General features: G+C 69.0%; 16 protein-coding genes. 8 read left to right on the top strand and 8 right to left on the bottom strand.

Features of this window, described 5'->3' with window-relative positions; translation table 11 throughout:
• The first annotated feature begins 96 nt into the window (after positions 1-96).
• Positions 97-1377: an ABC transporter substrate-binding protein gene (locus KLK06_RS22765; protein WP_214637597.1), complete on the top strand. Its 1281-nt coding sequence runs from the start codon at positions 97-99 to the stop codon at positions 1375-1377.
• Positions 1378-1380: 3 nt separating this feature from the next.
• Here KLK06_RS22765 and KLK06_RS22760 read toward each other — a convergent pair whose 3' ends face one another.
• The gene (locus KLK06_RS22760) at positions 1381-2130 is read right to left on the bottom strand and encodes a hypothetical protein (protein ID WP_214637596.1); all 750 of its coding nucleotides are present in this window, start codon (positions 2128-2130) and stop codon (positions 1381-1383) included.
• A gap of 454 nt (positions 2131-2584) precedes the next feature.
• On the opposite strand from KLK06_RS22760, the gene KLK06_RS22755 reads away from it, so the two are divergent.
• On the top strand, positions 2585-3721 hold the full coding sequence (locus KLK06_RS22755) for an ABC transporter substrate-binding protein (RefSeq protein ID WP_250905868.1): 1137 nt from the start codon (positions 2585-2587) through the stop codon (positions 3719-3721).
• 58 nt (positions 3722-3779) lie between these two features.
• On the opposite strand, the gene KLK06_RS22750 is transcribed toward KLK06_RS22755, so the two are convergent.
• The 6 genes from KLK06_RS22750 to KLK06_RS22725 all read right to left on the bottom strand — a co-directional run bounded on the left by KLK06_RS22750 (position 3780) and on the right by KLK06_RS22725 (position 9061).
• Entirely contained in the window at positions 3780-4178 is a 399-nt protein-coding gene (locus KLK06_RS22750; RefSeq protein WP_214637594.1) for a hypothetical protein, read from the bottom strand.
• A 62-nt stretch (positions 4179-4240) separates the two neighbouring features.
• Positions 4241-5050 (bottom strand): ABC transporter ATP-binding protein, encoded by an 810-nt coding sequence (locus tag KLK06_RS22745; RefSeq protein ID WP_214637593.1) that lies wholly within the window; start codon positions 5048-5050, stop codon positions 4241-4243.
• Entirely contained in the window at positions 5047-5967 is a 921-nt protein-coding gene (locus KLK06_RS22740) for an ABC transporter ATP-binding protein (protein WP_214637592.1), read from the bottom strand. The genes KLK06_RS22745 and KLK06_RS22740 overlap by 4 nt, the downstream gene beginning before the upstream one ends.
• A gap of 34 nt (positions 5968-6001) precedes the next feature.
• The gene (locus tag KLK06_RS22735; protein WP_214637591.1) at positions 6002-6988 is read right to left on the bottom strand and encodes a branched-chain amino acid ABC transporter permease; all 987 of its coding nucleotides are present in this window, start codon (positions 6986-6988) and stop codon (positions 6002-6004) included.
• 13 nt (positions 6989-7001) lie between these two features.
• Positions 7002-8288, bottom strand: a complete 1287-nt coding sequence (locus KLK06_RS22730; protein WP_250905867.1) for a branched-chain amino acid ABC transporter permease — start codon at positions 8286-8288, stop codon at positions 7002-7004.
• 401 nt (positions 8289-8689) lie between these two features.
• On the bottom strand, positions 8690-9061 hold the full coding sequence (locus KLK06_RS22725) for a PaaI family thioesterase (RefSeq protein ID WP_214638033.1): 372 nt from the start codon (positions 9059-9061) through the stop codon (positions 8690-8692).
• A gap of 104 nt (positions 9062-9165) precedes the next feature.
• Here KLK06_RS22725 and polA point away from each other — a divergent pair, with 104 nt between their 5' ends.
• The 6 genes from polA to coaE all read left to right on the top strand — a co-directional run bounded on the left by polA (position 9166) and on the right by coaE (position 17310).
• Complete coding sequence (polA, locus tag KLK06_RS22720) at positions 9166-11856, top strand: DNA polymerase I (RefSeq protein WP_214637590.1); 2691 nt, start codon at positions 9166-9168, stop codon at positions 11854-11856.
• 301 nt (positions 11857-12157) lie between these two features.
• Positions 12158-13207 carry a polysaccharide deacetylase family protein gene (locus KLK06_RS22715; RefSeq protein WP_308168393.1) on the top strand — a complete coding sequence of 350 codons (1050 nt, stop codon included), beginning with the start codon at positions 12158-12160 and terminating at the stop codon, positions 13205-13207.
• A 199-nt stretch (positions 13208-13406) separates the two neighbouring features.
• Positions 13407-14891, top strand: coding sequence for a 30S ribosomal protein S1 (gene rpsA / locus KLK06_RS22710; RefSeq protein WP_214637589.1), 1485 nt, complete (start codon positions 13407-13409; stop codon positions 14889-14891).
• A gap of 107 nt (positions 14892-14998) precedes the next feature.
• Complete coding sequence (locus tag KLK06_RS22705; protein WP_214637588.1) at positions 14999-16150, top strand: epoxide hydrolase family protein; 1152 nt, start codon at positions 14999-15001, stop codon at positions 16148-16150.
• Positions 16151-16236: 86 nt separating this feature from the next.
• Positions 16237-16698: a GNAT family N-acetyltransferase gene (locus KLK06_RS22700; RefSeq protein ID WP_214637587.1), complete on the top strand. Its 462-nt coding sequence runs from the start codon at positions 16237-16239 to the stop codon at positions 16696-16698.
• 9 nt (positions 16699-16707) lie between these two features.
• Positions 16708-17310, top strand: coding sequence for a dephospho-CoA kinase (gene coaE / locus KLK06_RS22695; protein ID WP_214637586.1), 603 nt, complete (start codon positions 16708-16710; stop codon positions 17308-17310).
• Between the two features lie 30 nt (positions 17311-17340).
• Here the strand turns inward: coaE and KLK06_RS22690 are convergent, their stop codons facing one another.
• Positions 17341-22908 (bottom strand): TIR domain-containing protein, encoded by a 5568-nt coding sequence (locus tag KLK06_RS22690; protein WP_214637585.1) that lies wholly within the window; start codon positions 22906-22908, stop codon positions 17341-17343.
• Between the last annotated feature and the right edge of the window lie 10 nt (positions 22909-22918).

Raw genomic sequence — 22918 nt, 5'->3', positions numbered from 1 at the left:
TCCTAGGATCGGGGGCCGTCGGCGATTGGGACATTACAAATGGGTAGAAAAGGTTTGTAGGAATTCCACATCTCCTCCCTGGTAAGGGGGAGTGTCATGATGCGCACACGCCTGCTGGCGATGGCGGCTGCCTCGAGCCTGGCCTTGACGGCGGCTTGCGGTGGCGGCGGTGGCACGGGGGCCAAGGGGACCACGTCGGCCGTGCCGACCGCGCCGGCCGCCAAGGGTGACGGCACGCTGACCATCGGCACGCTGCTGCCGCAGACGGGGTCGCTGGCCTTCCTCGGGCCGCCCGACTTCGCCGGGGTCGACCTGGCGGTGAAGGAGATCAACGACGCCGGCGGGGTGCTCGGCAAGCCGGTGAAGAAGATCGATACGGACTCGGGTGACACGACGACGAACATCGCCTCCCAGTCGGTGGACAAGCTGCTCGCGCAGAAGGCCGACGCCATCATCGGCGCGGCGTCGTCCTCGGTGTCGGAGTCGGTGATCGACAAGATCACGGGTGCCGGGGTGGTCCAGTTCTCGCCGGCCAACACCTCCGACAAGTTCACCACGATCAAGGACAACGGCCTCTACTTCCGTACTGCTCCGCCGGACAAGCTGCAGGGCCGGGTGCTCGGTGATCTGATCGTCGCCGACGGCAACGACACGATCGGCATCCTGGCCATGCAGGACTCCTACGGCTCGGGCCTGGCCGATCAGGTCACCAAGACCGCGGAGGAGGCCGGCGCCTCGGTGGTGGCGCGGGTGGACTATGACCCGAAGGCGGCTGAGTTCTCCGCCGACGTGGCCAAGATCAAGGCGGCGAACCCGAAGGCGATCGTGCTGATCGGCTTCGAGGAGGGCGCCAAGGTCGTCGCCGAGCTGGTCAAGCAGGGGCTCACGAGCGACAAGGTCAAGTGGTACATGGTCGACGGCAACATGTCGAACAGCAACTACCTCAGGATGCCCAAGGGCACGTTGAACGGCGTCAAGGGCACCATTCCCGGTGCCGCGGCGCCCGAGGACTTCCGCAAGAGGCTGCTGGCGATCAATCCGAAGCTGACCAACTTCACCTACGCCGCCGAGTCGTACGACGCGGTGATCCTGATCGCGCTGGCCGCCGAGGCGGCCAAGGACGACAGCGGCCGGGCGATCGCGGCCAAGCTGCCCGATGTGAGCGAGGGCGGGGAGAAGTGCAAGAGCTTCAAGTCCTGCGTCGCGCTGCTCAAGGCCGGAAAGAACATCGACTACGACGGCGTGAGCGGTCCGGTCGAGTTCAACGCCGCCGGTGACCCGTCGGTCGCCACGATCGGCATCTACCAGTACGGCGAGGACAACAAGTACAACGCCTCGAAGGCGCTGGAGTACCGCACCGGCAAGATCGAGGGCTGAGGCTCAGCCGCCCAGACCGCACGTCTTGAGCGCGTAGGCGGTCAGCCGCTCCTGCAGCGGCTTGGGGGGCACGACGATGACCACGCGCTCCTCGCCGCCGTCGATGGTGGCCCGCACCGGGAACAAGAACGCCTTCTTGCCCTCGGCGAACGCGTGCGGGTCGCAGCGGCCGGGGGTGAGCTCGAGCGCCACTTCGGCCCGCTGCGCCCCGGCGTCCAGGGTCGCCAGCGGCTTGCTCTTCTTGACCGGGGTGGCGATGTAGTGGGTGGTGCCGCCCACGTCCTGAACGGCCACCACGCCGGTGCCGTGGCGGGTCAGGACGAGGCTGCCGCGCATCACCTTGCCGACCTGTGTCCAGTCGGCGCCGAACTCGATGTCGGCCGCCTCCTTGATCAGGAACGCGGAGCACTCGTCGCGCAGCAGCCTGGTCAGCAGCGGGTCCGGGTGCGGCACCTTGAAGACCACCCTGCGCAGCGGCTCGGACCCGGTGCGGAGGTGGGCCACGACCGTGGCCGGCCGCAGCGTCGGCAGGCCCTGGGGCGAGCAGTTGGCCGCGCCGTAGGGGATCTGGAGGTCGGTGCGCGGGGTCCGCTTGAGCAGCGCGTCGGCCCGCTTGGGCGGGAGCGTCTTGAAGGACGGCGTGACCAGTTGAACGTCGGAAAAGTAGACCGGTGTGTCGGTCGTGTTGCGCACCGCCACCTCGATGGCGTGCACGGGCTCGTCTGAGCGCCACTGGGCCAACGAGACGGACACACCCGCAGGAGGGTCGGGGGGAGGCGCGGCGGGCGCCTCAGAGGCGCCACAGGCCGTTAGAAGGCCAGTTGGGAGAACCGCCACGAGCAGGAAGGCCGCAATGCGCTTCACTCGTTGAACATTAGGCGTGATCCTCCGTCCCCCGTAAGTTGAGGAGTGATTACGACTCCGCATCCAAGTGCCGACAGTTCTTCGTGGCGTCTGTTGAACTGGCCTTTTGTTCTGTAGCTTTCCGTCATTCGTTCGGGAACGTCGGCGGTGCTGACCTGACCCGGCCTGGAGATGAAGGAGACACTCCATGATCCGCATTGCTCCCGCAGGACGGGTGCTGGCTGTCGTGGCTGCCACGAGCCTGGCCCTGACAGCCTGCGGTGGTGGCGGCGACACCGCTGCGCCAGCCTCCTCTTCGGCTGCGCCATCAAGTGCGGCTCCGGCAGCGAAGGGCGACGGCACTTTGACCGTCGGCACGCTGCTGCCGCAGACCGGTTCGCTTGCCTTCCTCGGCCCGCCCGAGTTTGCCGGTGTTGACGCCGCTATCAAGGAAATCAACGAAGCCGGCGGCGTGCTTGGCAAGCCGGTCACCAAATATGACACCGACTCTGGTGACACCACCACCAACATCGCCTCGCAGTCGGTGGACAAGCTGCTCGCACAGAAGGCCGACGCCATCATCGGCGCCGCGTCCTCGTCCGTGTCGGAGTCTGTGATCGACAAGATCACCGGCGCAGGTGTGGTCCACTTCTCGCCGGCCAACACCTCCGACAAGTTCACCACGATCAAGGACAACGGCCTCTACTTCCGTACGGCTCCGCCGGACAAGCTGCAGGGCCGCGTGCTGGGCGACCTGATCATCGCCGACGGCAGTGACACGGTCGGCATCCTGGCCATGCAGGACTCCTACGGCACCGGTCTGGCCGACCAGGTGGCCAAGACCGTCACCGACGGTGGCGCCGAGGTCGTCGAGCGGGTGGACTACGACCCGAAGGCCGCCGACTTCTCCGCCGACGTCGCGAAGATCAAGGCGAAGAACCCGAAGGCCATCGTCCTGATCGGCTTCGAAGAGACCGCCAAGGTCATCCAGGAGCTGATCAAGCAGGGTCTGCCGGCCACCAAGCACAAGTGGTACATGGTCGACGGCAACACCTCCAACACCAACTACGTCAAGATGCCCAAGGGCACTCTGAAGGGCGTCAAGGGCACCATCCCCGGTGCCGCCGCTCCTGAGGACTTCAAGGGCAAGCTCACGGCGGTCAACCCCAAGCTGGAGGACTTCAGCTACGCGCCTGAGTCCTACGACGCCATGAACCTGATCGCCCTGGCCGCCGAGGCGGCCAAGAGCGACGCGGGCGTGGACATCGGCGCCAAGCTGGCCGAGGTCAGCAAGGGCGGCGAGAAGTGCAACAACTTCAAGTCGTGCGCCGACCTGCTCAAGGCCGGCAAGGACATCGACTACGACGGCGTGAGCGGTCCGGTCGAGTTCAACGACGCCGGTGACCCGGCTGTGGCCACCATCGGCATCTACGAATACGGCGCGGACAACAAGTACCCGACGAAGGCGCTCGAGTACCGCACCGGCAACATCGCCGGCTAGTCCGTAAGACATACAGACACATCTGAGGGGCCCGGTCCACTGGATCGGGCCCTTCGGCTTATGTGCAGCCCGCCGTGATCTCGTCCGCGGCGACCCGGTACTTCTTCAGCAGCGCCACCTGGCGCTCGCGCGGGACATCGGCCCTGGACAGGCCCGCGGTGGTGGACTCGACCGTGTGCACGGCCGTACCCAGCGACTGGGGCAGGCGTTCGCCGAACTGGAGTGTGATGCCGCGCACCTCCGCGAGGCGGCCGAGCACCGCGTCCTCGAAGTTCTGGCTGTCCTCCTGCCCCCTCGGTTTCAGCATGAGGCCCGCGTATCCGATCGCGGAGACCACGCGCGCGCAGGGGTCGTCCGTGGGGTCTCCGCCGGTGCTGTACCTACCGGCCGAGGCGGCGGTGTGCTGACAGCCGACGAGGATGGGCAGCAGGAGCGCAATTGTCGCAAGACGTCTCACAGCGCTCATTAAAGAACGGCGAAGGGGCTCCTGGGGAGCCCCTTCGCCGTTCTGGAATCTTTCTAGGCCTTCGCCAGGGTCCCGAGATAGAGCTCGATCACCTTGGGGTCGTTGGCCAACTGGCGGCCGGTGCCGGTGTAGGCGTTGCGGCCCTGGTCGAGGACGTAGCCGCGGTGGCAGATCTGCAGGCAGCGCCTGGCGTTCTGCTCGACCATGATGACGGTGACGCCCGCCTTGTTGATCTGCTGGGCCTGGATGAACACCAGGTCCTGCAGCATGGGCGACAGGCCCGCCGACGGCTCGTCCAGCAGCAGCACGGACGGCTCGGTCATGAGCGCCCTGGCCATCGCCACCATCTGCCGCTCGCCGCCCGACAGCGAGCCGGCCCGCTGCTTGCGCCGCTCCTTGAGCGCCGGGAACAGCTCGGCGACGAACTCAAAGCGCTCCTTGAACTTGCCGGGCACCTGGAAGGCGCCCATCTCAAGGTTCTCCTCGATGGTGAGGCTGGGGAAGACGTTGTTGGTCTGCGGGACGTAGCCGACCCCGCGGGAGACCAGCGAGTGCGCCTTCATGTTCGTGATGTCCTCACCCTTCAGCACCACCGTGCCGCTGCGGATGTTGACCAGCCCGAACATGGCCTTGAGCAGCGTCGACTTACCGGCGCCGTTGGGGCCGATGATGCCGATCAGCTCACCCTCGCCGACATAGAGGTCGGAGCCGTTGAGGATGTTGACGCCCGGCAGGTAGCCGGCGATGAGCTCGTCGCACCGCAGCACGGCGTTCTCGGCGCCCGCCAGGTGGGCGGCGCGGTCGGTGATCGCCGCCTTCGACTCGGGCGCGGAGCCGGGCTCGGACTTGGGGACGGCGTTCACTTCTGCGTCTCCTCTTCGATCTCGGCCTCCAGCGCCGCCTCCGCCTGGTGCAGTTGCTCTTCGAGCTCGCTCTCCGACAGCGGCGCGTCGTGGTGGGCACCCAGGTAGGCGTCGATGACGCGGGCGTCGGACATGATCGTGTCCGGTGGTCCCTCGGCGATGATGGCGCCCTGGGCCATGACGATCACCCAGTCGCTGATGTCGCGGACCATGTCCATGTCGTGCTCGACGAACAGCACGGTCATGCCCTGATCGCGCAGGTCCTTGACGTGGCCGAGCAGGGACTGGGTGAGCGCCGGGTTGACGCCCGCCATCGGCTCGTCGAGCATGACCAGCTCGGGCTTGACCATGAGCGCGCGGGCCATCTCCAGCAGCTTGCGCTGGCCGCCGGACAACGAGCCGGCGAAGTCCTCGCGCTTGGCGTCGAGCTTGAACCTGGCCAGCAGCTCCTCGGCCTGCTCGGTGATCGCGTCCTCCTGGGCGCGCCAGGCGCTGGGCACGAGCGCCCGCCAGAAGTTCTCGCCGCGCTGCTGCTGCGCGCCGAGCCGCATGTTCTCCAGCACCGTCAGCCTGGACAGCGCCTTGGTGAGCTGGAAGGTACGGACCATGCCGGCGCGGGCCACCCGGTGGGCGGGCACGCCGCTCATGCTCTGGCCGTTGAACGTCCACTTGCCGGCGTCAGCGGTGTCGAAACCGGTGAGCTGGTTGAAGAACGTGGTCTTGCCGGCGCCGTTGGGGCCGATCAGCGCGGTGATGGAGCCGCGCTGGATCTCGACGTGCGCCACCTCGACGGCGGTCAGGCCGCCGAATCGGCGCGTGACGCCGTCGACCACGAGGATCGGATCGGGCTTGGGCACACCAGGGTCGCGGGCCAGGTCCTTGAAGGCCGCAAGAGCGGCGGCCTTGCGGTCGGACATTGTGGTTTCAGCGGACGTTTCAGCGGACGACGTTTTAGCGGACATCGAAAGCTATCTCCCTCTTGTCACCGAAGATGCCCTGTGGCCGGAAGATGAGCAACAGGATCAGCCCGAGACCCACCAGGATGTAGCGGACCGGTCCGACCTGGATGGAGGTCATGAACGGGATGTACCCCGCCTGAACCGCTTCACTGAGCACACCGTTGACCAGGACCAGCAGCACCCAGAAGATCATCGATCCGACGACGGGGCCGAGCACGCGGGCCGCGCCGCCGAGGATCACGATGGTGTAGGCGAAGAAGGTGGTCTCGGTGCCGAAGACGTCAGGCTGCACCGAGGCGTACGCCAGCCCGTAGATGAAGCCGCCGAGGCTGCCGATGACGCCGCCGAGGATGAGCGACTGCATCTTGTAGGAGAAGACGTTCTTGCCGAGGCTGCGCACGGCGTCCTCGTCCTCGCGGATGGCCTTGAGCACGCGGCCCCACGGGCTGCGCATGAGCAGGTAGACGATGCCGCACGAGAGGGCGACCAGCACCCAGCCGACGAGCATGATCCACAGCAGCCGGTGGTTGAAGCTGAACCAGCCGATGCCGTACTCGCCCTCCGGGAAGGGGTTGAGCGCGTAGAAGCCGTCGGAGAAGCCGCGCTGCCCGTCGGAACCGCCGAAGACGTCCCTGAACTGCACCGAACGGAAGACGAGCCGGACGATCTCGGCCGCCGCGATGGTGACGATGGCCAGGTAGTCGGCCCGCAGACGGAGCGTCGGCGCGCCCAGGAGCAGGGCCAGGAGCACCGCGGCGGCGAGGCCGACCCCGATGCCGACCCAGAAGGGCAGGCCCAGGACGGTGACCGTGACGGCCAGGCCGTAGCCCGCGACGCCCATGAACGCCGCCTGCCCGAAGTTGAGCAGGCCCGTGTAACCGAAGTGGATGTTGATGCCGATCGCGGCGAGTGCGTAGAGCACCGTCTCGACGCCGATGGCGGACTTGACGGTGGTGCTGATGATCGTGATCCAGTCCATGTGACTCCCCCCGTCAGCCGATCCGCTCTCGGCGGCCCAGGATGCCCTGTGGCCGGAAGAGGAGCACGATGATGAGTACGGCCAGCGCGCCGACGCTCTTGAGCTCTGGCGGCACCCAGAGTGTGGAGACCTGGATGAACAGGCCGACCACGAGAGAGCCCACCAGGGCGCCGAACGCCGTGCCGAGCCCGCCGAGCGTCACACCGGCGAAGATGAGCAGCAGGATGTCCTGGCCCATCGTGTATTTCAGGTTTTGAGACAGGCCGAGCATGATGCCGGCCAGCGCGGCGATGGCGCCGCCGGTGGTCCAGATGATGCGGATGACCCGGTCGACGTTGATGCCGGAGGAGGCGGCCAGCGCCGGGTTGTCGGCGACCGCGCGGGCCGCCTTGCCGGTGCGGGTGCGCAGCAGCGCGAAGCCGACGATGATGAGGACCAGCAGCTCGATGCCCATCGCGACGAAGTTCTTGGGCGCCGCGGAGATCGGGCCGATCTCGATGCCCGGCTGCGCGGTGTACTGGGCGAACGACTCGTTCTGGCCGCCGAACAGGATCAGGAAGACGTAGCGCAGGAAGAGCGCCACGCCGATCGAGATGATCATCATGGCGATGGTGCCGGTGCCGCGCCTGCGCAGCTGCCCCCAGAAGAACCGGTCCTGAAGGTAGCCGAGCGCGCCCCCGGCGATCACCGCGATCACGGCGGCGGGGATCAGGTGCAGGCCGAACCCCACGTTGAACAGATAGGCGAGCAGCGCGCCCAACGTGACCAGCTCGCCGTGGGCGAAGTTGGTCAGGCCCGTGGTGCCGTAGATCAGCGAGAGGCCGAGCGCGGCCAGCGCGATGATCAGGCCGAGGTTCAGGCCCTCGAAGGTGAGCTGAGCCGCCTGGTCCAAGAAGGGACTGCTCTCGCCACCTTCATCCGCCGGTTGGCCCGCGGCGCCCTTGAGCTGCAGGGCGAACAGGACAGTGGACACGTTGCCGGAGAAGACGGTCGGGGTGCGGACGGCGTTGCCGCCGCGGATCATCGCGTTCTGCGGAAGCGTCTTGACATCCAGCGTGACCTTGTATTTTCCCGGTTTGTCGATCGGGACTACCCACGCGCCCTGGGCGTTGCTTGTAACCTCCTTGACGGGTTGTCCGCCTTCGGTGGTCACGACGATTTTCACGCCGTTCACTGGTTGGCCTTGGAGTTTGAGTGTCCCTCTCAGACCCTGGTCGGGGGCCGCCGCCTGGGCGGGGACCGCGAGCAGGAAGATGAGTCCACCCAGGAAGGCCGTGAACGCGATCACGGCTCTGCGCAATGGTGCTCCCTCAAAATAGGTCAAGGCGGGGTTTTGCCCCTCCATCTCGACACGTGGGCATCGCAGGCACAACAACAGGCATGCAATGGCCGGAGCTTATTCTGGTCGCGCCCGGTTCAGGGTCGTTCGTCACCAATTAGTGACACGTGCGTGTCGCTGATGTGAGGAAACAAGACGCCAGGTCAGGGGCTAAATCCCACTAGACGCCTGGCGCTTCCGGGCGCGAATGCGTACCGATCGCTGCAGAGCGTGAACGAGCCCGCGGAAGAGGACCTTTGGGACCATGTAGGGCTTCCCCGGCCTTACACGTTATCTACTCGGCCTCCCCGCGGGCTCCGCTCGGACCACCGTAGCGACCCACGGGGCCCGTGTGCAAAGAGAGACGCAAAGTCGCGTGGCGTTCAGCGATCGCGCAGCATGCAGGTCAGCCGGGAGGTGCACACGCGCCGCCCCTGCTCGTCGGTGATCTCGATCTCGTACGTGGCGATCGAGCGCCCGCCGTGCAGCCGCGTCGCCACGCCGGTGACGAAGCCGGAGGTGGCCGAGCGGTGGTGGGTGGCGTTGATCTCGATGCCGACCGCGATGCGGTCCATGCCCGCGTGGATGGCCGCGCCGGTCGAGCCCAGCGTCTCGGCGAGCACAGCCGAAGCTCCGCCGTGCAGCAGGCCGTACGGCTGGGTGTTGCCCGCGACCGGCATCCGGGCGACGACCCGCTCCGCGCTGACCTCGACGAACTCGATGCCCATCCGGTCGGGGAGCGTGCCCTCGTACATGGCGTTCAACGCCGGGAAATCGGCCGGGTCGATCCTCGTCAAGGGGAGTCCTCCAGTCTTTCGAGCTCAGGTTTTCTGTCGCAGATGGAGACTAGGCTGCTTGTGTGCCGAAGAGTGAAGTGACCCCTAGCCGCCCGTGCCTGTTGCTGCTCGACGGGCATTCCCTGGCCTATCGCGCGTTCTACGCGCTCAAGGACGCCAACCTCATGACCACCGACGGTCAGCGCACCGAGGCGGTCTACGGGTTCACCTCGATGTTGACCAACATCCTGCGCGACGAGCAGCCGTCGCACGTGGCCGTGGCGTTCGACCGGTCGGAGCCGACGTTCCGGCACGAGGAATACGCCGAATACAAGGCCAACAGGAGCGAGACCCCCGAGGACTTCCGGGGGCAGATGCAGCTCATCTATGAGCTCCTCGACACGCTGCGCATCCCGCACCTGTCCAAGGCCGGGTTCGAGGCCGACGACCTCATCGCCACGCTCGCCACCCGCGCCAGCGCCCAGGACATGAGCGTGCTGATCGTCACCGGCGACCGCGACGCGCTCCAGCTCGTCGACGAGCGCGTCACGGTCCTGATGACGCGCCGCGGCATCAGCGACATGACCAGGTTCACGCCTGAGGCCGTCGAGGAGAAGTACGGCCTCACCCCGGTCCAATACCCCGACTTCGCGGCGCTGCGTGGCGACCCCAGCGACAACCTGCTCAGCATCCCCAGCGTCGGCGAGAAGACCGCCGCCAAGTGGGTGCGCGAGTTCGGCTCGCTGACCGCGCTGGTCGACCGGGTCGACGAGGTCAAGGGCAAGGTCGGCGAGAAGCTGCGCGAGCACGTCGCCCAGGTGCTGATGAACCGCCGGCTCACCGAGCTGCTGCGCGAGGTCCCGCTCGAGGTCGAGCTGGGCGATCTCAAGCAGGGCGTCTGGGAGCGCGAAGAGGTCAACAAGCTGTTCGACACGCTGCAGATCCGCGGCGAGCTGCGTGAGCGCGTCTTCAAGGTGCTCGGCACCAGCGAGCAGGAGCCCGACCAGGGCTTCGAGGTCGAGACCATCATCCTGGGCCCCGACCGCGTGGCGGGCTGGCTGGCCGCGCTGCCCGCCGGCCGGGCCGGCCTCGCCTTCAAGGGCGCCTACGGCAGCGGCACCGGGCGCATCGACGGCATCGCGATCGCCTCGCCCGACGGCACGGCCGCCCACATCGACCCGGTCAAGCTCACCGAGTCCGACGAGGGCGCGCTGCGGGCCTGGCTGGCCGACCCCGACAAGCCCAAGGCCGTCCACGACGCCAAGGGGCCGATCCTCGCGCTCTGGGCGCAGGGCATGGGCCTCAAGGGCCTGACCTGTGACACGGCTCTGGCGGCCTATCTGGCCATGCCCGGCCAGCGCACGTTCGCCCTCGAAGACCTGGCCCGGCGCTATCTCAACCGCGACCTGCACGCCGAGGAGGAGTCCACCGGGCAGGCCGCGCTGTTCGGCGACGACGAGGACGCCCCCGCCAAGGACCTGGCGCTGCGCGCCCATGCCGTGCTCGGGCTGGCCGAGGCGCTGGAGACCTTCCTGACGGGCCGCGGCGGCACCCAGCTCATGACCGACGTGGAGCTCCCGCTGCTGACCGTGCTGGCGGAGCTCGAGCGCGCGGGCATCGCCGTCGACAGCGCATACTTCACCGCTCTGGAAGCCGAGTTCGGCGCCGCGGTCAAGCAGGCGGTCGAGGAGGCGCACCGGGCCGTCGGCGAGCAGTTCAACCTGGGCTCGCCCAAGCAGCTGCAGGAGATCCTCTTCACCAAGCTCAACCTGCCCAAGACGAAGAAGATCAAGACCGGCTACAGCACCGACGCCGACCAGCTCGCCTGGCTCGCCACGCAGACCGAGCACGAGCTGCCGATCATCATGCTGCGCCACCGCGACCAGACCAAGCTGCGCACCACCGTCGAGGGCCTGATCAAGGAGATCGCCGACGACGGGCGGATCCACACCACCTTCAACCAGATCATCGCGGCCACGGGCCGCCTGTCGTCGGAGAAGCCCAACCTCCAGAACATCCCGATCCGCACCTCCGAGGGCCGGCGCATCCGGCAGGGCTTCGTGGTCGGCGAGGGCTACGAGACGCTGCTCACGGCCGACTACAGCCAGATCGAGCTGCGCATCATGGCCCACCTGTCGGGTGACGAGGCGCTGATCGCGTCCTTCGAGTCGGGCCACGACTTCCACCAGGCGACCGCGGCCCGGGTGTTCGACCTGCCGCCCGAGCAGATCGACGGCGAGCTGCGGGCCCGCATCAAGGCGATGAACTACGGCCTCGCCTACGGCCTGTCCGACTTCGGGCTGTCCGGGCAGCTCAACATCCCGGTGGCCGAGGCGCGGGCGCTCAAGGAGGAATACTTCCAGGAGTTCGGCGGCGTCCGCGACTTCCTGCACGCCATCGTCCAGCAGGCGCGCACCGACGGCTACACCGAGACCATCATGGGCCGCCGCCGCTACCTGCCCGACCTGACCAGCGACAACCGGCAGCGCCGCGAGATGGCCGAGCGCATGGCGCTCAACGCGCCCATCCAGGGTTCGGCGGCCGACATCATCAAGGTCGCCATGCTCAACGTCTCCCAGGCGATGCGCGAAGAGGGACTGGGCTCCCGGATGCTGCTCCAGGTCCACGACGAGCTGGTGTTCGAGGTGGCGCCCGGCGAGCTCGACCGGCTCAGAGGCATCGTGTGCGACCAGATGAACGCCGCCTACCGCCTGCGGGTCCCACTGGAGGTCTCCGTGGGCGTCGGCCGCACCTGGGAGGACGCGGGCCACTGACGGGCTGCTGACGGGGCGCTTACGGGGCGTCTCGTCGCGCCTCAGCGGATGTTTTCGTCCCGCCGTACCAGACGTTTATCCCCGTGCGCCGGGGCAGATCGATCTCTGTACGGTGGGGCGGCCCGGCGCCGAGCGGCAGGTGGCCCCGCGCCATGAAACAGGGTGGTCCGGTGTGTCGAGAACAGCGGCCGATACGGGGTTCTGGACTACCCTGAGGGTAAAATTCACCGACTGGCACGGGAGCCTTGTGCGATCGTCAGCGTCTTTCCCACGGGTCATCGTCATCGCGAACTTCGTGGTGGTGGCAGTGGCGGTCCTCGGGCTGATGCTGCAGTCGTCCTCCGGCCGGCCCGTCCCCGGCCCACCGGCGGCGGTCAGGATCGTGCAGTCCGCGCAGCCCACCCCCGCCGAGCCCGTGCCGACGGTCGCCGAGCCGCCCGGAGTGGTGTCCACGCCGGAGTTCGCCAAGCAGGTCAAGGCCAACGAGCTCGGCCTGGTGCCGGTGCTGATGTACCACCGGATACTCAAGAAGCGGTTCGCCTCGATCGACCGCACGCCCGACCAGCTACGCAGGGAGCTGGAGAAGCTGGCCAAGCAGGGCTACTGGCCGATCACCGCCAAGGAGTTCGCCACCGGCGACATCCGGGTGCCCGCGGGCAGGTTCCCCGTCGTGCTGACCTTCGACGACGGGCACGCGAGCCACTTCAGGCTCGACGCGAGCGGCAACCCCGCGCCGGACACGGCGGTCGGCGTGCTCTTAGACGTGGCCCGGCGCTATCCCGAGTTCCGGCCGGTCGCCACGCTGTGGATCAACCACGACCCGTTCGGGTTACGGAAGCCCGAGGAGCAGGCGGCGGCCGTGCGGTGGCTGATCGATCACGGGTTCGAGGTGGCCAACCACACCTGGTCCCACCCCAATCTGGCGGCCCTGCGGAAGAAGAAGGTCAAGGAGCAGATCGTCCGGCTCGAACGGCTGCTGAAGAAGCTCGGAGCCGGTCCGGCGGTCACCCTGGCCCTGCCGTTCGGGGCGATGCCGCACCCCAAGAAGATCGCCCGCCACGGCGAGTGGGACGGCACCACCTATGACTTCGCCGGGGTCTTCCTGGCCGGGGCCGAGCCCTCACTTTCGCCCTATGCGAAAAAATTCGATCCCGTGGCCATCCAGCGCATCCAGAGCAACGGCAACAAGGGCGAATGCCGCAAGTGGTGCTCGCAGTACTGGCTGGGGTGGCTGAACAAGCACCCTGGGGACCGGTACGTGTCCGACGGGGACCCCACGAAGATCTCTATCCCGCAGCGCCTTCAGGGTAATATCGCGCCAAAGCGGAGAGGTCAGCTCGTCGTCTATTGACCGGTGCTCGAGCGGTTGGATTGACCCCACGCCCAAGGTCTCATATGCTGATCGCTGCGCTGTGGGCTCGCGCGCGCCTCAGACGGAGCGGGCTCGCGCTCGGTCACGTCGATGTCGTCATTCCTCGGCTTGATGCGGAAGAGGGCCTGCCGCGCGTCCGCCACATCGACTTCTGTCCGCGTTCGGAGCAATTCCACACATGACGTCCAGCACTGAGGCCACCTCGAGCACCCCGCAGGTAGCGGTCAACGACATCGGGTCCGAGGAAGCCTTCCTCGCAGCGATCGACGAGACCATCAAGTACTTCAACGACGGCGACATCGTCGAGGGCACCGTCGTCAAGGTCGATCGAGACGAGGTTCTTCTCGATATCGGCTACAAGACCGAGGGTGTCATCCCCTCGCGTGAGCTTTCGATCAAGCACGATGTCGACCCTGCTGACGTCGTGGAGGTCGGCGAACACGTCGAGGCCCTCGTTCTCCAGAAGGAGGACAAAGAGGGCCGCCTGATCCTGTCCAAGAAGCGAGCTCAGTACGAGCGCGCCTGGGGCACGATCGAGAAGATCAAGGACGAGGACGGCATCGTCACCGGCACCGTCATCGAGGTCGTCAAGGGTGGACTCATCCTCGACATCGGCCTCCGTGGCTTCCTGCCGGCCTCCCTGGTCGAGATGCGCCGTGTCCGGGACCTGCAGCCGTACGTCGGCCGCGAGCTCGAGGCGAAGATCATTGAGCTGGACAAGAACCGCAACAACGTGGTCCTGTCCCGCCGCGCGTGGCTTGAGCAGACGCAGTCCGAGGTTCGCCAGACGTTCCTCAACACCCTCCAGAAGGGGCAGGTCCGCAAGGGCGTCGTCTCCTCGATCGTCAACTTCGGTGCGTTCGTGGATCTCGGCGGCGTCGACGGCCTGGTCCACGTGTCCGAGCTGTCCTGGAAGCACATCGACCACCCCTCCGAGGTCGTCGAGGTCGGCCAGGAGGTCACGGTCGAGGTCCTCGACGTCGACATGGAGCGCGAGCGCGTCTCCCTGTCGCTCAAGGCCACTCAGGAAGACCCGTGGCAGCAGTTCGCCCGCACCCACCAGATCGGCCAGGTCGTGCCGGGTCGCGTCACCAAGCTGGTGCCGTTCGGCGCGTTCGTCCGGGTCGAGGAGGGCATCGAGGGCCTGGTCCACATCTCCGAGCTGGCCGAGCGCCACGTGGAGATCCCGGAGCAGGTCGTCCAGGTCGGCGACGAGATCTTCGTCAAGATCATCGACATCGACCTCGACCGGCGTCGCATCAGCCTCTCGCTGAAGCAGGCCAACGAGGGTGTCGGCACCGAGGTCGAGTTCGACCCCACGCTTTACGGCATGGCGGCGACCTACGACGACCAGGGCAACTACATCTACCCCGAGGGCTTCGACTCGGAGACCGGTGAGTGGCTCGAGGGCTTCGACAAGCAGCGCGAGGAGTGGGAGCGGCAGTACGCCGAGGCCCAGACCCGCTTCGAGGCGCACAAGAAGCAGATCGAAGAGGCTCGCAAGGCGGAGGCCGAGGCGGGCGAAGCCGCTCCCTCGTCCTACACCGGTGAGACGGCGGCTCCGGCCAGCAGCTCGGGCTCGTCCGCTCCGGCGGCCGGCGCTCTCGCCTCCGACGAGGCTCTCGCGGCTCTGCGCGAGAAGCTCGCAGGCGGCCAGAGCTGATCTGGTTGGCTAGCTAGTAGAGAAGGACCCCGCACCATCCGGTGCGGGGTTTTTCTTTTGCGCCAATGCGGAACGATCCCTTCCGCGATCCTTTCTAGGGTTGCCGCATGATCGAACCCTTTCGCATCGCCATCCCGCAAGCCGACCTCTACGACCTGAAGGACCGGCTCACCCATACCCGCTGGCCACGGACGCTGCCCGGTGGCGGCTGGCGCCGGGGCGTCCCGGTCGGCTACCTGCGCGACCTGGCCGCGTACTGGGCCGACGGGTTCGACTGGCGGGCGCAGGAGGCCAAGCTCAACGCCTTCCCGCAGTTCACCACCGACATCGACGGACAGCGCATCCACTTCCTGCACGTCCGCTCGCCGGAGCCCGGCGCGCTGCCGTTGATCGTCACGCACAGCTGGCCGAACACCGTCGCCGAGTTCCTGAACGTCATCGGCCCGCTCACCGACCCGCGCGCCCACGGCCTCGACCCGGCCACGGCCTTCCACGTGGTGGCCCCCTCGCTGCCCGGCTTCGGCTTCTCGCCGTTCCCCGAGCCCGCCGACGAGCGGCCGTGGAGCATCGTACGAGTGGCGCGGACCTGGGCCGAGCTGATGGCACGGCTCGGGTACGACCGGTACGGCGCCCACGGCAACGACGCCGGCGCCATGGTCACCCCGCAACTGGCGGCCATCGACGGCGACCACGTGATCGGCGCGCACATCACCGCCGGGCTCGGCATCCCCACCGGAGACCCGGCCGAGCTCGACGGCGCCACCGAAGCCGAGCTGGCCGAGCTGGCGGCCCTGACCGGGCGGTTCGCCGGCGGCAGCGGGTACGGACCGTACCTCGCCAACCGGCCGCAGACATTGAGCTTCGGCTTCACCGACTCGCCGGTGGCTCAGTTGGCCTATCTGGTGGAGCGGTTCAAGGAGTTCGACGGCTGGCCCGAGGAGGAGGTGGCCGAGCCCATCGACCGTGACCTGGTGCTCACGAACGCGAGCCTCTACTGGCTGACCGCGACGGGTGGCTCGTCGTCGTGGACGTACTACGAGGGGGCGGCGGGCATGCCGATCGACCAGACGGTGGTGCCGAGCGGGGTGTCGCACGGCGGCTCTCCGCTGTTCCGGCGCATCGCCGAGCGCAAGAACAAGATCGTCCATTGGGCGGGTGAGCATGGTGACAGCCACATGGTCGCGATGAACTCGCCCGAGCCGCTGGTGCGGAGCATCCGGACGTTCTTCGGGACCTTGGGGGACGTGGAGGGACCTTGAGCGGGCGCGGAGGGACCTTGAGGGTATATGGGGGGACGCTGAGGGACGCGAATGACGCGGGCGTGAGGCTGGAGTAGGGTGCTCGCGTGGGGATCGAGCGTGCGCGGGCCGCTGACGCCGGTGAGATCCTCACCGTGCAGCGGGCGGCGTACGTGACCGAGGCGCAGCTCTACGGCGACCCGTTCCTGCCGCCGCTCCTGGAGTCCGTGGAGCAGGTCCGCAAGGGCATCGAGACCGGCATCGTGTTCAAGGCCACCGACGGCGCCCGGATCGTGGGAGCCGTACGCGGCCAACTGGCCGGTACGACCTGCCTGGTCGGGCGCCTGGTGGTGGCGCCGGACCAGCAGGGTCGCGGCCTGGGCCGGGCGCTGCTGGAGACGCTGCACGAGCAGACGCCGGAGGCGACGGCTTTCGACCTGTTCACCGGCCACCTGTCCGAGGCCAACCTGCGTCTCTACCGCCGCCTGGGCTACCGCGAGACCCGCAGGGAGCGCATGGACGACCACCTCACGCTGGTGCACATGCGCCGTGATCCCGATCACGGATAGTCTTTCCGCGTGCTGAAAATCGGGCTCACCGGCGGCATCGGTTCGGGCAAGAGCGAAGTGTCCAAGCGCCTCGCGGCCAGAGGCGCCGTCGTGATCGACGCCGACAAGATCGCCCGTGAGGTGGTGGAGCCCGGCACCCCGGGCCTGGCCCGGGTGGTCGCCACCTTCGGCGAGGAGGTGCTCCATCGCGACGGCTCGCTCAACAGGGAGAAGCTCGGCGCCATCGTGTTCGCCGACCCCGACAGGCTGGCGGCGCTCAACGCCATCGTGCACCCGCTGGTGGGGGAGCGGGTCGCCGACCTGCAGAGCCAGGCGGACGCCGGCGCGATCGTGGTCTACGACGTGCCGCTGCTCGCGGAGAACCGGCTGGCGCCGATGTACGACGTGGTCATCGTTGTGGACGCCGCCGACGAGGTGCGCATCGCCCGTCTGGCCGAGCACCGCGGCATGCCGGAACAGGACGCCAAGGCCCGCATCGCGGCACAGGCGACCCGCCAGGAGCGGCTGGCGGTCGCCGACATCGTGATCGACAACGAGGGCGATCTGGACGACCTGGAGGTCAAGGTCAGCCAGGTCTGGGACGACCTGGTGACCCGGTCCGGGCGCGGCTGACGGGCCGGACAAAGCAGTCCGGCGGAGTTCTCAGAACGGGGAGTCGAGCGGCACCTGACGGACGCCGGGCAGATACGGGTCCAGCTCGCCCAGCTCGAACCGCGACATCCCGATGACGTGCCAGAACTGCCCGGAAACCTCCCCCTGGATCTTGTACCTCCCGTCCGGGGCGAGCGCCGCCCAGCCCTCCGGCAGGCCCAGCAGGGTGGCCCGCCGCTCCGCCCCCGCCCAGAGGATCACCACCCCGTCGTCCCCGGCACTGGCCAGCAGATCCGCCGTGGGGCTGAACGCCACCGACCACACCCGCCGCGAGTGCCCCGCCAGCGTGCGCAGCTCCCGCCCCGTAGCCGTGTCCCAGACCCGCACCATGAGGTCGTCGCCGCCCGTGGCCAGCCGCTCGCCCGTGGCGTCGAACGCGACGCTCCACAACCGTCCGGTGTGCTTGTCGAGCGTGTGCTGGAGGAGCGGCTGCCACGGCTGGCCGGGGCGCAGCTCCCACACCATGGCGCGGCCGTCGTTGCCGGCGCTCGCCAGGTGCCGGCCCGAGGGCGAGAAGGCGACTGAGTAGACCCGGTCGGTATGGCCCTCCAGGGTGGCGACCCGGCCGCCCGACTCGACGTGCCAGAGGCGTACCAGCCGGTCGTCACAGCCGGTCGCCACGAAGCGGCCGTCGGGGCTGAAGGCGATGGAGCGGACCCGGCCCCGATGGTCGGCCAGGTTGCTCACCAGGCGGCTGGTCGGCCGATACCAGATCCGCACGCTGTCGTCGTCGTTCGCCGTGGCCAGCAGCGTGCCGTCGGGGCTGAACGCCTCGGCCCACACGTGGTCGGTCTCGGCGTTGAGCTCGCGCTCGTAGTCGCCGGTGACGGCGTTCCAGAAATGTACGCCGCCGTCGTTGCTGGAGGTGGCCAGCACGGGCCCGGCGGGCGAGAACAGGGCCGAGATGAGCCGGTCGGCGGTGCCGGTGACCTCACGCAGGCGGCGCCCCGTGCGCGGCTCCCAGATGCGCACGACGCCGTCGTTGCCGCTGGTGGCCAGCATCGACCCGTCGGTGCTGAACCTGACCGAGGAGATCCGCCTGCCGTGGCCGCGCAGCACGCGCTGGCACTGACCGCTCGCCGGATCCCAGAGGCGTACCGTCCCGTCGTTGCTGCTGCTGGCCAGCTGTTCGCCGTCGGGGCGGAACACGAACGGCCAGACCGAGCTGCGATGCCCGGCCAGCTCGACCCGTCGGCCGCCGCCCACCTCCTGCAGCCGGACGACGCCGGTGGAGTCGCCACTGGCCAGCGTGCGGCCGTCGGGGGAGAAGACGACCTGGTAGACGGCCCCGGTATGGCTGGTGTGGACGCCGCGCGCCTGGCCGGCCGGGTCCCACAGTCGGACGGTCCCGGCTGTGTCGCCACTGGCCAGCAGCGTGCCGTCGGGCGCGAAGGTCAGGCAGTAGATGCTGCCGGGGTGCCCCTTCAGCTCGTGGCGTAGTGCCCAGGAGGCCGCGTCCCACAGGCGTACCGTCCCGGCCTCATCGCCGGTGGCCAGCAGCGACCCGTCCGGGCTGTGGATCGCGCGGAAGACCGAGCCGCGGTGGCCGTCGAGCGTGCCCGCCACCTGTCCGGAGGTCAGGTCCCAGATCCGCACCACGCCCGCCGAGTCGCCGCTGACCAGCACCGAGTCGCCGAACGACACCGTGTAGACGGGTGCCTGGTGGCCGGCGAGCTCGTGGACGAGCCGGCCGGTGGCGGTGTCCCAGACGCGGATGACGCCGTCGCCGCCGCCCGCCGCGACCAGCTCGCCCGACGGGCTGAGCCGGAGCGGCCAGACCCCGTCGGCGTGACCGCGCAGCTCGCGCAGGTGCTCGCCGGTGAGGGCGTCCCAGAGCACGACCAGGCCGTCGCTGGCGCCGGTGGCCAGCAGGTCCCCGGCGAAGGAGACCGCGTAGACGCGGCCCCGGTGCCCCTGCAGCGTCCGCACGGGCGCGCCGCCGACGCACAGCAGCACGCCGCCGTCCTCGTTGCCGACGGCGATGGTGGATCCGTCGGGACTGTACGCGATGGGCTCCGGCAGCCTGCTGGTCTGGAAGTGATAGCCGTACGGGACGCCGATCGCGGCGGGCGCGAGCTGGATCTCGACCGGCTGGCCCGGCACGACGGAGGCGCCCGGCAGGTGCGGCAGCGTGCCCGTCACGTTGATCAGCGTGGCCCGGTGCCAGCGGGCGCCCTCGGCGGACACGTCGCTCAGGTCGGTATGAGCCAGCCGCGCGCCCGACAGGTCGGCCCCGGTCAGGTCGGCGCCCGTCAGCTTGGCGCCGTCGAGCCGGGCTCCGGCCAGCTTGGCGTCGCGCAGGACGGCTCGGGACAGGTTCGTGCCGACGAGCGTGGCGTCGGTCAGGTCGGCGCCGGTCAGGTCGACCTCCTGGAGGTCTCTGGCCGACAGGTCCTCGCCCTTGAGGTTGGCGCCCCGCAGGTCGGCCCGGGCGGGGGTACGCAGCCGCGCCGAGATCTTGACCGCGTTCGCCCGCGAGACGTCGTCGGCGGGCGGGTCGGACACCCACGCCCGCAGCGCCCGTACGTCGGCCAGGTCGCACAGGAACTCGACGGTCAGCGCCGACAGCGGCCTGCGCGACAGCACCAGGGGCGCCTCGATCGTGGTGGCGATGTGCCGGGCGATCAGCCACTCCATGACCGAGGAGTGGATGAACCCGAACATGCCCTCCTCGGTGCGCACCAGCAGGCTCCCCGAGCCCATCGCGTGGGCGGCGTGCTCGGCGGACAGCTGGCCGCCGGCCAGGCCGGTCAGCGTCTCGGCGAACTCGGTCAGCTCGTCGGCGCCCAGCAGCGACTCGCCCGAGTCCCACAGCCGCAGCGCGAGCCCCGTCACGACCTGCCACAGCTCGTCGGTGGTCAGCGCGGTCGGCGACCCCGGCACCTTGGCCCGCCGCTCCTCGAAGGCCAGCCACGAGCCGAGGATCTCCTCGTACAGCAGCGCGGGGCTGATCGTGTGGCGGGCGCCGGCCACCGTGCGCAGCCGGTCGGCGTCGAGGTCGGCGATGAAGCTCAGCATCCGCGGGTTCTGTGCCAGGTCGAGCAGGTCCGTGATGCTCTCCATCAGCGACATGCGCGCCGCCGCCGCGTCGCCGTCGTCGAAGCGGTTGGCCAGGTAGGTGCGGATCTGGTCGTGGCTGAAGTCCTCGACGCTGAGCACCCGCCGCTGCGGCAGCACGCCGACCATCTCGCCGAGCGAGGTGAGCACCTGGCTGTGCGACTTGAAGTGCTGGGTACGGCTGGCCACCACGATCTTGGCCTTGTCCTCGGCCGCGGCCAGTAATGTCGACAGGTGGTCGGCCGCCCGGTCGTAGGTGACCCGGGTGACCAGCTCGTCGAACCCGTCGAACAGCAGCACGATCCGCCCCTGCCGCAGCAGGTAGCGGAACGCCTTGAGGTCGATGAACTCCTCGCCGTGCCCGGCCAGGTGGGCGGCGACGAGCGCGTCGACCGAGTGCGCCTTGTCGAGTGCCCGCAGCTCGATCAGGATGGGCGTCAGGTGCGGTAGTTCGGCCGGGATGCGCCTGGCCAGTTCGCGCAGCGCGAAGGTCTTGCCGTGGCCGAAGTCGCCGAGCAGCAGCAGGAAGCGGCCGTGGTCGGCGGCCAGCAGCCGCATCAGCTCGTCCGTCAGGCCCTCCCTGACCTGGTGTCCCGGCCGGTCGAGTTCGCGGTAGCGCTGGGGGACGTACAGGCTGGGCGGGTAGCGGCGGTCGGTGGTGAGCCTGGCCGTCTGCTCGGCGACATAACCCGACAGGTCGAGCAGGCCCTGGAACTCGGTGAAGCTGCGTAGCCGCACGCCCCTGCGCATGAGCTCGTCGCGGAGCGTCCTGGCCGGGGGCGACCCCTGGTAGACCAGCTCGGCCGCGAGGTCGGCTGCGTGCGCCTGCCGGACGAAGCCGTCGGCTTCGGCGGCGGTCAGCTCGCCCACGTGCGCGCCGATCATCGTCTGCCGGACGAACCCGTCCTCGGGGTGGGTGACGACCAGGTGGGCGGCGAACCGGCGGATCTTGGCCCGCTCGTGCCTGGCCTCGCAGACCTCGGTGATCCGGTCGAGCAGCAGGTCCACCGGGCCCGGCTCGCGCTCGACCGGCGCGGGCTCGGGGGCGCGGGCGGCCGGCGCGTCACCGGTGAAGGTGGCCTGGGCGGACCGCCAGCCGTGCGAGACGCGCTCGGGGCGGTCGGTGTCGGGCAGCCAGGTGCGCAGGCCGTTCTTGGTGATCTCGACGACGTGGTGGTGGCCGGAGCGCGGCGCGGCGACGGCCGCCTCACCGGCCTCTCCCGTGCCGTGGAAGAGCAGGTTGAGCCGCCGGGAAAGGACCCGGTCGTAGGTCGGCGCGTCGCGCAGGATGGACGGCGGGTGCCCGATCGCGCCGAGCCGCAGCCAGGCGCTCTCCTCGTAGGGGCGCAGCCGCTCGGCGAACCAGGCCGCCTGCCCCTCGCCGAGCAGGGGATAGGCGTCGCGTTCGAGGTGGCTCATGGCCATCGTCGAGTTGAGCCCGGCCACGACCACCCTCAGGTCGGGCACCTCGAACAGCGTCCACGGCTGGCCGCCGTCGAACACCCGGTCGTCCAGCCCCTGGTACACCTCACCGAACAGGCCTGCGAAGTGCCGCCACTTGGGCCAGTAAGGGGGCTGCGGGGCGACGTCGTCGGCCTCGCAGGTCAGGAAGTAGGCGCTGGCCGCGGCCTTGGTGACGTCGCGCGGGCCCGGCACGATCACCAGCCGGTGCGGCTCCAGGCCGATCAGCAGCCGCAGGTCGGTGATGAACCGCGTCGCGTGCCCGAACTGCCCCAGGCTGCCCGACTCGGTCAGGTCACCGGTGACCATCATGAGGTCGGGGCGCGGCATGCCCCGGTCGTACATCGAGGTCAGATCCGCCCAGATCCGCGCCTGCATGTCCTCGGGCGTGAACGGCTCGCCCGGATCGGGCAGGGCCCGGCCGAACCGGGGGCCGCCGATGTGCAGCACGGTCAGCGACTCGCGGCCGCGGTCGGCGATGGCCGACGGCGGGAACTTCGGCGCCGACACCGGGGCGCGCCGGGCCCGCGAGCGCTCACCGGGCGGCGGCAGCGTCGGCGCGGGCAGTGGCAGGCCCGCACCTGTCGGGAAGTCGGGCGCCGCCTCCGGCTTGGCCCGGCCCGACATCGCCTCCCTGACCCGGCCCAGCAGCAGCGCCCTGGCCTGACCCGAATCGGTGACGCCGAGCAGGTCCACCCAGGTGATCGTGGACAGCAGCCCTTCGAGGCGTACGTCCTCGAGCCGGATCGTGACCAGCTTGTTGGACGGGTTGTCGGGGTCGGCGCGGAGCGCGGCCTGCCACTCCATGCGGCCGTAGCGCGAGGTCAGGTAGTTGCGCGAGAGCACGGCCACGACCACCTGCGCCTCGCTGACGCCGCGGTCCATGAAGTCGATGAAGTTCGTGCCGGGCACGAAGTCCCATGCCTGGATCATGGTCTTGTAGCCCGCCGCCTCCAGCTCCCAGGCGATCCAGGTCGCCCAGGCCGTGTCGGCGGGGGAGTAGCTGACGAAGATCTCTGTCGGCCTGCCGTCACGTGCCATTCCGTCAGTA

The organism is Nonomuraea sp. NEAU-A123 (genome assembly GCF_018603905.1).
In the GTDB taxonomy this organism is placed as follows: Bacteria; Actinomycetota; Actinomycetes; order Streptosporangiales; family Streptosporangiaceae; genus Nonomuraea.
The sequence above is the reverse complement of the archived record's forward strand: the minus strand, read 5'-3'. Positions and strand labels throughout refer to the sequence as shown.